This window comes from Pseudoalteromonas umbrosa, assembly GCF_030125375.1.
GTDB classification, from domain to species: Bacteria; Pseudomonadota; Gammaproteobacteria; order Enterobacterales; family Alteromonadaceae; genus Pseudoalteromonas; species Pseudoalteromonas umbrosa.
In genome coordinates this window covers 536,245-550,095 of record NZ_JASJUU010000003.1, presented here as the reverse complement: position 1 = coordinate 550,095, position 13,851 = coordinate 536,245, and the positions used below count along the sequence as shown (strand labels likewise).

Below are 13,851 nucleotides of genomic sequence, written 5' to 3'. Positions count from 1 at the left end.
AATTCCTCTAAACCAAAATATCGATTCACAAAGGGCGCATTAAAGCGCCCTTCAAGTTTTTCTTTTGTGGCTTAGATTATTTTGTACGTTCGATTGACTGTGCTACGAATTTTGCCCAGTTTGTGTCCGTCTCATCTTCACCTAATGCACCTACATAAGTAACATCAGTAAAGAATGAATTCGTTTCACTTAGTTTTGATGACTCAACCACAACATTGTTACCATCTTTGTCTTTGATTGTACCGTTAGTAGTTGCTAAATCAGCACCAAGTACGTTTTCAAACGCGCTGAAACCAACTAGTTGGTTACCATCTTCTGTGAACCACTGTTCGATATCAAAGTCAGCTAGATCTCCGTCTAGCACGATATTTTCTGGTTCAAAATTATATGCACAAGCAAAAATTGAGTTATGGAACTTAATGTCACCAGCCTTTGCATTTGCATGAACACCTACAGGACCAGAGCCTTCATTTTTGTCATAAAGGTCAAAACATGCAGAACCAGCTTCAGTACCTTTACTTACGAAAAGCATGTTATGAAGTTGAGCTTTACCCCATTCTTTCATTTCCATGCCCGCGCCGTGACCACGAGGGCCTTTAATACCGTTGCTCACTACTGTCGCGTTAGCAATTGTTGGATTAGAAACTGTTGTTGCTCTGTCTGCGCCTGCATCCGTTGTAGGGTCTTTTTTACCACCATCAGTCTCAAAACCGTGGTTACCTTGGTTGAGTGTTTGAACTAGAATGAATTGACCATTACCTTTCCAACCAGTATCCCAATCAATACCATCATCCGCAGTATCGGTTACAACAATGTGCTTGATGTTCACTTGACCACCAAATAGTTCGATGCCATCGTCATAGCCTTGGTGAATGTGAATGTAATCCACTTTCGTACCTGAACCTACCGCATTTAAAGTGATAGAGTTTAGCTCATCACCTTCAACACCATTGCCTGCATACTTAACAACAACGTGCTCTAGTGAGCCACTGTTATCTGCATCATTATTACCACCGTAATATGAAACAACGCCTTCTGCTGCCACGTTACACATGCCTGATTCAGCTTCAGTTTTAGTACACTCAACTGTTGTAGCTAAACCATTGATTTGGATACCGCCCCAATCCTGCATAGCAGGTACTGTTTCTGCATCACCATCTATTTCTTTAATTGAAGTGAATGTGATCGGGTTGCCAAGTTCACCAACAGCATGGATTTTTGAGCCGCGACCGATACGTACAAAATTCTCAGCTTTAGTAAATGCGATTGTTGCACCTGCTTCGATGGTTAAAGTAGGGCCGTCAAGGTCGATTGAGCCACCTTTTGATGTATCAACATCATCACCGATGAATAATGCACCTTCAAATATATGTGCGCCGCCATTTGGTAATGCTTCAAGTAAGAAAGAGGAAGAGATGCTCTTAGCGTTGCTTGCAAACGCTTGAGAGTATTTACAATGAATACCGTCTTGGTCACCTTTAAAAGGAGTACCGTCCATTGTATAACTGGCACATGGAAGCTCTACAACTTTATCACCGCCGTTATCACCACTATTATCGCCGCCGTTATTGCCTGTATCTGGAACAACGACCGGACTTTCAACTGAGTTGTCTACGTGATTGTCATTAGTAGTAGGTGTGATATTAATGTCGCCGCCGCCACAACCAGCTAGGACAAGAGCAGAAGAAATTAAGCTTACTTTAAATAAACCAGAAAGGTTCATGTTGGTCTCCAAAGATATAATTGTTATAACTGTATTTATTTAATGGAGCCAGAATAGAATTAACGTGTTACAAATGGGTGACAGTTTTTATAAGTTAAAATGACAAAATAAAATAAGTTTAAAATAAAAAAGCCACCCGAAGGCGGCTTTGGTGTTGCGAATATATATAATAAATTACATTAAAGATTCTTTCAAACTCTGTTTATGAAGCTTTTCATTTTTTACATACTTAATCCATTGCCGTGCTAATGCTGCTGACTTCTTATGTTTCTCAGCTTGTTCAAAGGCGAGTATAGATGCATCGAAATTTTCTAAGTTATACTGAGCCATACCAAGCGCGACGTATACATTTGACTCAAAAGTAAGACCACCTTTTTCAAGCGCAGCCCTTGCAGCGTCAGCTGCTTCGTCAAAGTGCTCTAGATTAATATATACTTCTGCAAGCCGCTGTTGAAATTTTCCATGAGACACCAGCTTATCAGCAGATTTGAAAAACTCGATTGATTTTTTCTCATCACGCGCTTGCACGTAGGCCTCTGCAATAAAAGATAAATTCTTTTCGGTATTTTCGATTACCTTATTCTTTATACCTTCTTGCAAAGTTTGCGCAGCTTTAAATGGTAAACCATTGTATAAATAAACTTGAGAAAGCTGAAGCACTTCAGATTTTGTTTTAATAAATCCACGCTGTTTGGCAGTTTCTAAAATAGCAAGCTGCTTTTCTTCAGCTCCAACTTCACCATACATACCTCCAAGCTGGATCCAATATTGAGGCTTATCAAAAAGTTTAACCATCTTTTCTAACGTATTTACAACATCAGTAGGTTGGTTTAATGAATAATATAAAGCGCGTTGAAGTACTAACCAGTTCTCTTTTGGCACTTCATTTTTAGATTCAACTAATGAAATAGCAATATTAATATTTTCAAGCGCATTTTTATATGATTTACTCTGATATAAAGCTTGCGCTTTCAGTGTATAATAATTGGTTTTAACCGGCTGAGTATTTAAAGCTTTCCAATCATCTAAATAAGAGACAGTTTTAGCATAATCCCCGTTAGCCATTGCAAGCTGCGCTAAACTGAACGTCGTTGATAATTTTAATGACTCAGGGATCGCGTCCTCAGCCACTACATGTTCAAAAGATTCAATCGCTTTTCCTAGCTGGTTTTCATTGTAATAAATAAAACCATAGAAGTTATGCATCATGGCAACCTCATAGGAGTTCATGCTCGATGAACGTGCTTTAATTGAATCTAATACTTCAAGACCCTCTTGTACATTGCCATCATCAGCAAGCTTTTGGGCTCTAGCTAGCTGGCTATATACCTTCTCTCTCAATGCTGGCACACGCTTTGTTTTAGTCGCAGCATACGCACTTGATAGCGATACTTCTGGCACTAAAGAGATCATACTGATAGAAGCATTAATGGCTAACGTCGTCGCACTAAGAACCAGTATATTTTTGATTAATTTCATAATACAAACTCCTAACTTCACTAACCATTAATTTGGAAGGTGATCTTATTTTGTACACCAGCCACTTCAACAGCCTCACCATTTACAACGCGCGGCTTATACTTGAACTTCAGTGCAGCATCCATTGCAGCGCGATTAAAGATATTTTCTGGCTCAGCTTGCACAACTACTGGGTCTCGCACTGTGCCCTGTTTAGTTACTATAAACTCAACGATGACAAACCCTTCAATTCCTCTAGAAAGTGCACGCCTTGGATAAACAGGTGCAACTTTCACAATAGGTAAATATTCACCATCGCTTGACTCTAGTGCCAAGCCACCTGCTAGATCTACGTCAGCATCTACATTTGCAGAGAAATCAAAACTCGCACCTGCTGCATCTAGGTTGTTCGCCTGCATTTGTGGCGCATCCATTGGTGGGGGCGGCTCTTTAGGTGTTGGTGGCTTTTCAGGCTTGCGCTCTTTCTTTTCAATCGTTTCTTCTTTTTTCAATCTCACAAAATCAAGGACGTTGCCTTTAACAGGCTCAGTGGCAGCGCCTTGACCGCCATTGATCAAAGCCTGCATACCAAGAAACAAGAAGAATGTAACGACACCAGCAACTAATAATGCAATTATGTAACGCATTTTCTTCCCTTAGGACTCTTGTGCAGCAATAGACACATCAAACGCACCTGCCGCTCTTGACGCATCCATTACCTTAATTAGTATTTCAGTCGTTGCCTTTTTATCAGCTTGAATGACAACACTGCCCTGCGGGTTTTCTGCTTTCAAACGCTCGATATTTGCTTGAACAGCACGAATATCAATTTGTCGTTTATTAATCCAGATTTCCCCTTTGTCTGAAATCGCAACCAGAATATTCGCACGCTGCTTTTTAACGGCTGTTGCTGCTTCGGGTCGGTTAACATCTATTCCTGCTTCTTTAACGAATGAAGCTGTCACAATGAAGAAGATAAGCATGATGAATACAACGTCCAACATCGGCGTCATGTTAATTTCTTCGGTTTCTTCTTCTTGAAAAACTTTTGCTAGAGGGGCTCTCATTTTTATACCTCAAATTCTTTAGTGATCTAACAGCAATTTATCTTCTAAAAGCTCAACTTCTCGTTTCGCTTTACGCTGCAAATATGTAGACGCAAATACACCTGATAGTGCCGCTACCATTCCAGCCATTGTCGGTATGGTGGCTTTTGATACACCTGCAGCCATTGAACGTGCGCTGCCTGAACCTGTAATTGCCATTACGTTAAATACTTCAATCATGCCTGTAACGGTGCCGAGTAGGCCAAGTAAAGGGCAAAGCGCAACCATCACATTGATAAAAGGTAAGTTACTGTTTAGCGCAATACCTGCTTTAGATATCATGGCTTGGCGAATTTGCTCTGCATTCCAGCTGTTTCTTTCAGCTCTATCTTGCCAAGTTTTTACCGTCTGCTTTTTATAGCCTCTGTACTTACCAAAAAAGTACATAAAGCGCTCCAGGATAAGTAACCACATAGCAAAGGTGACTACTGCGATGACCAGGAGAACCTGGCCACCCGTATCAAGGAACTCTTGTAGTGCGGTGATAGCATCTACTAGTAGCACCATGATTACGCTCCCTTTTCACTTCGCTCTGCGATAATGCCTGCACTTTGCTCTTGAAGGATAAGAAGCAGGTTACGTGAACGTGTATTCAATACTGTGTATAAGAATACCGTTGGGATAGCGACGACAAGACCAAGTACCGTAGTCACAAGTGCTGTCGAAATACCACCAGCCATGAGTTTAGGGTCACCCGTGCCAAATAAAGTAATTGCTTGGAAAGTATTGATCATTCCGGTTACAGTACCCAATAGACCAAGTAATGGCGCGACAACTGAGATGATCTTAATTAACGTTAAGTTACGTGTAATTTTTGGCATTTCGCGCAGAATTGCTTCACTTAATTTTAGCTCTAAGGTGTCATAAGCGACATCTGGGTATTGCTCTTTGACTTTCATTACACGGCCAAGCGGATTGTCATCCTTCGCAACATCTGATTTAAGCTGACGTTTGATCTTAGCGCCTATCAACATGAGTGATACAAAACGCTCAAGTGCGATTAATAGTGCAAGTGCACCGACAGCTAAAATAACGTAGCCAACCACACCGCCTTGCTCTACTTGCTCTTTTCTATTTGGTGCTTGAACCAATAATCCTAAAATTGAACCACCCGTTGGGTCTAACGCAAAGTCAACATTACCTGAGCTTGCACCTTGTAAATCAGCCGCGCTTTGTTGGAAACGAGACACAGGCTGACGAGTCAATTCTGAAATTGTGTTTGTTTCAGGGTTAAAGGTAAGGTATTTGCCATCTGCAATTAGGTTAAATGCACCAACACGCATAACTTCCTTATTAACCTTCTCACCACCTGCAACAATGACATCAGTGTTATAGCGAGACACTTTACCCTGCTCGGTCATTTCGCGCTGAAGCTCAAACCATACCTTTTCTATGTCTTCTATCGATGCGAGTTTAGAAGTAGAGCCCATTTTTTTGGCCATTTCATCCATCACATCGCTACGATTTTGAATTTCTGCAGAGACAACTGACGTCCTGAATTTAGAACTTGCATCACCTGACGCTTGCTGCAAAACACCGAAAAGTTCTTTTAAAGAGCCCATACGCTTAGATAGCGTATCGCTTAGGTTGCCTAATTTAATTTCATTTTCTTCAAACTGGGTTTCCATACGCTCAGAGCGATTTAACTGATTATTACGATCTGATACAAGTGAATTCAACATTCTCACTTGTTGGTCTTCGCGAGATCTAAATTCAGCTTCACGCTGCTTATTTTGCTGAGTCTGTGCAGCTTGCCCTGATTCTAACGTTTTAAGTAGCGTATCTAAATCCATCGGTTCATTTGCAAATGCAGATGTACTTAATGCCATTGAAGATACAAGTAATGCTTTACGGCTAAATGATTTTAAAAAGCTCATTAGTTATACCTCTTATTGAGCAGCTTGGACTGGCAGTGTTAACATATCAGGGGCAAGTTGCTTACGAGCAATACGAACACCCTTATTGATTTGGCTAATGTTGGTGTTAGGCAGAGCGACAAATTGCTTTGACTCTTTATTCCAACTGCCAGCTTTTGCAGCGTCTTTAGTCACGTACAACAGCTCCAGACGACCAATGCGCAGCATGTCTACTTCACGTTCTTGTCCATCAATAGTAATAAGTGTTGAATAAGCTTCTATTGTGCGACCGTATTCAACTTCTACTTGATATGCTTCTAACACGCGACGGAATTTTTCACTTGAAGTGATGTCGGCTCTGTCCATCATTGCTTTTAGCGTCGCAATACGGTTCGCGCGCTCTTCTGATAAGAAAGGCACATCTAATGCGACAAACTGCTCAAGACCTGCAATCATACGTAGCATCAACGGCGTGATCTGGCGCTCTATGACTGATACCTGATCCATCGACGCATTAATAGCTGCCATTTCTTCAAGCTGATTATTAATTTGCTTTTCTAGTTGGCTGTTATAGACAACAAGACCTTCAATTTCCTTATTAAGCGTTCTAAATTGCTGCAGACGAGACTGCATATTATCTGAAATCGCATCGATTTTATTTTGAGAAGTTAGCGCTGATTTGTTAATGGCAGAGCTAGAGTCTATTACTTGATTGAGATCATTTGCCTGCGCACTGCTTGCTACTGCAAACACGCCCGCTAAAAGCAATTGGTTAACGCACTTCATCTCACACACCTTTTATAATATTTGCTTGTTCCAATTTTGAAGTGTGTGCAGTTTAAATATGAAAAATGACAACCGTGTTGCGCAATTAATACATTACTGTGACAGGTGTAATATAAGTTTAAAGAAGGGATTTATACTAATTAATTCAATATTAAAAAGGGCTGCATTATGCAGCCCTTTAATTGTTATACCTTAAATTTATTCATCATGTGTTCTAATTCATCAAATTGCAATTTTAACGTTTTGCATTCATCCAATGTCTGCTGCAAACTTGCGCTTCCTTGAACACATAAATCGCTAATGCCGTGAATGTCCCCATCTAAGGACTGTATTACGGTGTTTTGTTCTTGTGTGGCATTTGCCACCGCATGGTTCATGCCATCGATTGATTCTATCGCGTGCGATACTTCTTGCATTTTAGTACCCGCTGACTGTGCTTGCTCTGCACTTGCACTAGAGTCTTCAATACTCAGTTTCATGACAGCTACCGCAGAAGCAGAGCCTTGTTGCAACTCACCAATTGTATTTTCAATCTCTTGCGTGGACTCCTGAGTACGCTGTGCAAGTTGTCTTACTTCGTCTGCAACAACCGCAAAGCCTCGGCCCGCTTCACCAGCGCGTGCAGCTTCTATCGCAGCATTAAGCGCAAGTAGGTTTGTCTGCTCACTCACACCTTTGATAACTTCTAGTACCTGACCGATACTCGACGTTAATCTATCCAGTCCGTCGATGGTAGACTGGGCTTCTTGCATTTTAGAGCTTAGAGCGCCGATTTCTTCAATATTAGAGTTTAATGCTGATTGACTTTGATCAGATAAATTATTGGCACCAGTTGCTAATTCCGATGCATGCTTAGCATTATTTGAAATTTCAATCGCACTCGAAGATAACTCGTTTATCGCAGTTGCAACATTGTCCGTACGCTTTGTTTGTTCAGTGTAAATATCGAGCGCTTCTTGGGTTTGCTTTTGCAACCCTTCCATCACACTTTCAAGTGCATCTGTGGTGCTCTTTACTTTAGAAATACTTTGGTGAATTTTCTCGACAAACAAATTGAAATAATTAGAGAGCTCTCCAAACTCATCGTTATTTTCAACAACAAGCCGTCTGGTTAAGTCACCTTCACCTTGTGCAATGTCTTTTATCGCTTCGTTTAGGTGCGTCATTGGCCTCATTAGATACTTGAGTAGCAATTGCATCATCACAACAATAACTACCACACCTAACAACATGTAGATCAACGCCATATTTCTAAACGAAGAAATAGAGGAATACGCTATCTCTTTATCAATCACCACGCCTAAAAACCAATCTACATTTTTAATGCCATGCATTTTGACAAAAGACACTAGCTTTTCTTTGCCATCAATCTCCAATTCAACAAATTCTTGTTGTAGATTTAGTTGCTGACCAAATAGTTGACGCATGTTTTTATCATTCATCTGAGTGTTAGGATGGCTTAATATGCGCCCATCACCATCGAGCAAAAAGCCATAACCAAAACCCAGAAAATCTATTTCATTAATGATTTCTGTGATGGTCGCCATATCAATGTCGCCGCCCGCAGCACCAGATAACACGCCATTGCTATATACAGGAACCACGGCAGTGATCGTCAACTCATTGGTTGTCGCATCTGTATAAGGCGTAGTAAAGGCCGTGTCACGCTTTTGCATAGCTAATTGATACCATGGGCGCGTTGTCGCATCAAAATCACTTGGCAGCACAATAGAAGCATCATTTAATACAAACTGGCCATCTGGGGTGCCAATGAATGTATTTTTAAAATGACCGGCCGCAGCAGCTGTTTGCAACCTTCGGCGAACATCTTCGTTACTGTCAGACTTCAAATGGCCATCAGCAACAGACTGAACGATGTCTAAACGGTCATTTAGCCAATTAGCAATATTTTGTGAAACAGATTGAGAAATTTCTTGCAATACAAGTGTTAACTGATCTTGAGTTTGGGAACGCATCAAGACAAAGTTATTCACTGTAAATAGACTTAAAACGATAACAAGTACGACCGAGGCCGCAAGTGTGATTTTGGTGGTAAATTTAAAGGCGCTAAACATGCAGATCCTGTTGTTTTTCTTATCTACTACTAAGTAGGTTGTATCAAATCTTTACGAGTTTGTCCCCCTGTTATCGGCAGTTTTTATCTTTATATTATAAATTTATTGAATTATTTTTAATTGGCAATAAAAAAGGCAAGCTAGACTTGCCTTTGATATAGTAAAAAAGAACTAAAATTAGAGTTTACTTTGATAACTTGACCAAGCTGTATCGAGGTTAATTTCCATCTCAGATGAAAAGCTCTTCCAACTCCATTTTTTGTTATCAGAAGGATCTAATTGGGCGTTTAGCTCTACCAACAAGTTAGGGTGATGATTTTCTTCCAACCAATGCAAGAAAAACGCAGTGGTTTTATAGCCTGTGTCGTAATTCCCACCCATCTTACGGTGTTCAAAGTCGACATAACCGCCTTTCATGCGCACAACATCAGCAATTCCTTCAATAATTGGCCCTATCTCTTGGTAATTATGATCATCTAGCTGATACGCATGGGCAATTTCATGATAAAGCACCCCGATTAACTCATCATATAGTGCCTGTGCACTATTGTTTTGCGCGAATCTATTGAGATACTGCGCACTGATATGGATTTTAGCCCCATCGAAGTTGCCTTCTTTATAAGCAACCCCATCCATATCTTCTATGATGATCTCCAATAATGGTAGTTTTGGTGCACGCTGTTTTTCACTATATAAAATACGTGCAACATTATAAGAAATCTGCTTTATCAAATGGACATTGACGTGCTGCCAAACAGGCACGGTTTCTTTGCTGAAGTTTCTGATTTGCACATTCGGCAGAGGAAACTGCTGCCACGCAATGTCAGCTTGAAACTGGATTGGCTTTATTGCGGTATCAATTTTGTCTAACGCTGATGCGCTATGGACCATAAGGCCCATAGCCACTGCAAGCGAAGAAATTGCAGTTTTCACTTTCATGCTTAGTTATACTCCGACATTGACGGTGGACGTGCGCTAATTTCGCTGCCCCATGCTTTGTTCGGCTTATCACTCATTACATACTTAAGCTCACCACCAGACATAATGTCTGCGTGCGTTAAGTAGTTACGGTTTAGTGGCTTTCCATTTAAGCTCACAGACTGAATATACTTATGTGTTTTACTTAAGCCTTTAGCAGTCGTTGTGAATGTTTTACCATTTGCCAGCTTTAAGGTTACTTTAGGTGTTTGCGGCGCGCCAATTGCGTATGACAAATCACCCGGTGCTACTGGGTAGAAGCCCATGGCTGAGAAAATATACCATGCAGACATCTGACCAACATCATCGTTACCCGCAAGGCCATCAGGCTTGTCAGAGCTCAGTGTATCCATGATTTGACGTATACGCTCTTGTGTACGCCAAGGCTTACCCGCATAGTTGTAAAGGTAAGCAATATGGTGACTTGGCTCGTTTCCATGTGCATAGTTACCAATTAAGCCTGCGATATCTTCATGCTCTTTGATCATGTCAGCAGATAAATGGGTATCGAATAAGTCATCTAAACGCTTTTCAAATGCGTCATCGCCGCCCATCAAATCAATTAGGCCTGCAACATCGTGCGGTACGTAGAAGCTGTACTGCATCGAGTTACCTTCAGTAAATGCGCCCATATACTTTGCTTCATATGCATTAAAGTCAGGGTTCCAGTTACCTTTAGTATCACGACCACGCATGAACTTAGTTTCAGGATCAAACACGTTTCTGTAACTCATTGCACGCGCATAGTAATCTTTAGCCAGCTCTGTTTTGCCCATCGCTTCAAACATACGTGCAATAGCATAATCATCGTACGCATACTCTAAGGTAATAGACACTGACTCTGGCAATACATCCATAGGCACGTAGCCATACTTTTTATACTCAGGGATCGCGTCATACACTTTGTTATTTGCTGTGTTAGTTATCGCTTCAACCGCTAAATCAATGTCATAGTCACGAATACCTTTAAGATAAGCGTCTGCAATGACCGATACTGCGTGATAGCCAATCATTGTCCAAGTCTCATGGGCATGGAAAGACCAAATAGGCAGCATCTTTTCATAACTTTGTTGATAGTGAACTAACATAGATTGGATCATGCCCGATACGCGATCAGGATCGATGTACGTCAGTAACGGGTGCAGCGCACGGTAAGTATCCCAAAGTGAAAATAATGTGTAGTGCTCAAAGCCTTTACCGTCGTGGATCTCACCGTCAACACCTCGGTATTGACCGTTTACGTCTTGGTAAATGCTTGGTGCTTGTAATGCATGATAAAGCGCTGTGTAAAATTGACGCTTTTCAGATACAGTGCCTTCAACATCGACTTTGTCTAGGTAATTAGCCCAAAGCTGCTTTGACTCAGCACGCACTTTATCAAAGTCCCAATGTGGGATTTCTGCATTTAAGTTTTCAAGTGCATTTGAACGACTCACCGCTGACAAACCAACTTTAACGTAAAGCGGTTTATCTTTTAGACCATCGAATGAAGCAACAAATTTAACGGCTTTACCCGCAGTCATTTTTACAGCTTTGTTTTCGATCGTTGAGTGTTTTTGCTTGGTATTCAGACAATTCATACATCTGTAACGCATGTTGTCTTCATTAATGAACTCATAGTCATCGATAGGCTGAGAGAACTGGATCGCAAAGTACATTTGTCTGTTACGCGCCCAGCCATTAGTCGCACGGTAAGCAACTAGCGTTCTGTCATCAACTTTACGAATGTCACTCCAAATAACTTTGTTTTCGAAGTTATAAATTGAGCTAGTTAAATCAAATAGAACATGACCGTCATCATGGCTATTAAAGGTATACTTATGCATACCCACACGAGTTGTTGCTGTTAGCTCAGCTGTGACATCGTAGTCTTGTAACTCAACGCCGTAATAACCCGGTTCTGACCACTCTTTATCGTGAGAAAAGCGTGAGCGATAGCCAGTATCTGGTTTTTCTGCAGTACCTGCTGTTAGCTTTACATCGCCAGTGATTGGCATAACCAATAAGTCACCTAAATCAGAGTGACCAGTACCTGAGAAATGCGTATGAGAGAAACCTACTATCGTATGATCATCATAGTGATAGCCTGCACAGCGCTTGTATATTTCTGGTTGTGGTGAAACGCCGCGCATAGGGTTATCAGTATCAGGACTTAATTGGACCATACCGAATGGAACAACTGCACCAGGGAATGTATGACCATCTCCGCCAGTACCAATGAATGTATCAACCCACTGCGTGTTTGATTCGCTTGCCACACTTACCGACGAAACTGAGGTAAGTGACAACATAGCTGCAGCCCAAATAGAGCGATGCATGTGCCTCTCCTTTATTCTAAATTATGATTGGATCGTTCCAACTGAGTTTAATATACAACGTCTATGAATACGTATTCAATACTTATGAGATAGAAATTTATAAATTTAAGTTAAAAAAGGCAAGTGAACACTTGCCTTATTAGAAAGAAGTTTTTGCTTTACGCTATTTTGTCATGCCATTGCTTAGATAGCTTGACCACATTCAAGCCATACCAAGCAATGAAAATGTAGCACACGAGCGGCACAATGAAACTAATTTGAATATGCATAGTATCCGCGACAACCCCTTGCAATAAAGGAATAATAGCACCACCAACAATGGCCAAACACAGCCAACCTGAGCCTTTACTTGTTAGTGAGCCTAGACCTTCAATAGCAGTTGTAAAAATAGTTGGGAACATGATTGAGTTAAACAAACCAATCGCCAGCACAGACACCATCGCAATATTACCTTCTGTAAACATGGTCATTGCCAACAACAACATGACAAAGACTGAGTTGAACACCAATGCTTTCGAAGGCGCTACGTATTTAAGTGCTTGAGAGCCAATAAAGCGACCAACCATCGCCCCACCCCAATAATAACCAAGCAATTTAGCAGCCGTTGGCGCATCTAAGCCACCAATATGTTCTTCTGCAAAATAGTTTACGATAAAGCTACCAATAGAAACCTCTGCGCCTACATAACAAAATATAGCGACAACACCCATCATTAAATGAGGTGCTTCTTTTAAGTTTTTGTCTTTGACTTTACAGTCTTCAGTTTCGATATGCGCTTCGATTGTTGGTAGCTTCAAAAAAGCAAACACAACCGCGATTGCGAGCAAGCAACCTGCAATGACCAAGTAAGGTACTTTGACAGAGTCAGCATTAGCAGCCTCTACTACCGCTGCGCTGCCAGCACCAAATAACAACATACCACCTGCGATTGGGCCTAAAGTTGTTCCCAATGAGTTAAGTGCCTGAGCTAAGTTTAATCGGCTAGATGCCGTTTTAGGAGTACCCAGCGCAGCAACATAAGGGTTTGCAGAAACCTGTAAAATAACGATACCTGATGCCATCACAAATAATGCACTAAGAAATACCCAGTACTGATGCACAATAACAGCAGGATAAAACAGCAAACAACCAGCGGCAGCAACAACAAGGCCGATAATTATACCTTTTTGATAGCCAAGTCTCTTAACCAAATTGCCTGCAGGAAGAGAGACAACGAAATAAGCAATGAAAAAGCAGAATTGGATTAACATTGCTTCTGTGTAATTTAAGTCAAAAACGCTCTTTAGTCTTGGAATTAAAACATCGTTAAATACAGTAATAAAACCCCATAAAAAGAACAGGGTTGTCATTGCAGCAAGCGGAAAAAAGTAGTTTTTTTCGTTGTTCTGGGTGCCTGCAGCAATGCTTTGATTCATGTTGATTTCACTCACTCGGATTACTCCATGTTAAAGGATGTAATGATTCTACACATTGTTACAAGAAAATCACAAATGTTTTATTGGATCGTTCCATTATTTTTTTTAAGATGCTACAGTAAATGAATAAATGAGA

Annotated in this window: 11 protein-coding genes; all 11 read right to left on the bottom strand. The window is 40.9% G+C overall.

Annotation, left to right across the window (positions count from 1 at the left end; translation table 11 throughout):
• Positions 1–76: 76 nt before the first annotated feature.
• Positions 77–1,723 carry a hypothetical protein gene (locus tag QNM16_RS12330; RefSeq protein WP_284020758.1) on the bottom strand — a complete coding sequence of 549 codons (1,647 nt, stop codon included), beginning with the start codon at positions 1,721–1,723 and terminating at the stop codon, positions 77–79.
• Between the two features lie 174 nt (positions 1,724–1,897).
• Entirely contained in the window at positions 1,898–3,202 is a 1,305-nt protein-coding gene (locus tag QNM16_RS12325) for a tetratricopeptide repeat protein (protein WP_284020757.1), read from the bottom strand.
• A gap of 20 nt (positions 3,203–3,222) precedes the next feature.
• On the bottom strand, positions 3,223–3,828 hold the full coding sequence (locus QNM16_RS12320) for an energy transducer TonB (protein ID WP_284020756.1): 606 nt from the start codon (positions 3,826–3,828) through the stop codon (positions 3,223–3,225).
• 9 nt (positions 3,829–3,837) lie between these two features.
• Positions 3,838–4,248, bottom strand: coding sequence for an ExbD/TolR family protein (locus QNM16_RS12315; protein WP_039610430.1), 411 nt, complete (start codon positions 4,246–4,248; stop codon positions 3,838–3,840).
• A gap of 18 nt (positions 4,249–4,266) precedes the next feature.
• Positions 4,267–4,794: a MotA/TolQ/ExbB proton channel family protein gene (locus QNM16_RS12310; RefSeq protein WP_063361693.1), complete on the bottom strand. Its 528-nt coding sequence runs from the start codon at positions 4,792–4,794 to the stop codon at positions 4,267–4,269.
• A gap of 2 nt (positions 4,795–4,796) precedes the next feature.
• On the bottom strand, positions 4,797–6,116 hold the full coding sequence (locus tag QNM16_RS12305) for a MotA/TolQ/ExbB proton channel family protein (RefSeq protein WP_417709974.1): 1,320 nt from the start codon (positions 6,114–6,116) through the stop codon (positions 4,797–4,799).
• 60 nt (positions 6,117–6,176) lie between these two features.
• Positions 6,177–6,929 (bottom strand): DUF3450 domain-containing protein, encoded by a 753-nt coding sequence (locus tag QNM16_RS12300; RefSeq protein ID WP_284020754.1) that lies wholly within the window; start codon positions 6,927–6,929, stop codon positions 6,177–6,179.
• 185 nt (positions 6,930–7,114) lie between these two features.
• Positions 7,115–9,004 carry a methyl-accepting chemotaxis protein gene (locus QNM16_RS12295; protein WP_284020753.1) on the bottom strand — a complete coding sequence of 630 codons (1,890 nt, stop codon included), beginning with the start codon at positions 9,002–9,004 and terminating at the stop codon, positions 7,115–7,117.
• 177 nt (positions 9,005–9,181) lie between these two features.
• Positions 9,182–9,943 (bottom strand): basic secretory protein-like protein, encoded by a 762-nt coding sequence (locus tag QNM16_RS12290; RefSeq protein WP_284020752.1) that lies wholly within the window; start codon positions 9,941–9,943, stop codon positions 9,182–9,184.
• A 2-nt stretch (positions 9,944–9,945) separates the two neighbouring features.
• Positions 9,946–12,273, bottom strand: a complete 2,328-nt coding sequence (locus QNM16_RS12285; RefSeq protein WP_284021226.1) for a GH92 family glycosyl hydrolase — start codon at positions 12,271–12,273, stop codon at positions 9,946–9,948.
• A 185-nt stretch (positions 12,274–12,458) separates the two neighbouring features.
• A complete protein-coding gene (locus QNM16_RS12280) occupies positions 12,459–13,730 on the bottom strand; it encodes a sugar MFS transporter (protein WP_417709811.1) in 1,272 nt (423 codons plus the stop codon).
• Positions 13,731–13,851 lie beyond the last annotated feature (121 nt).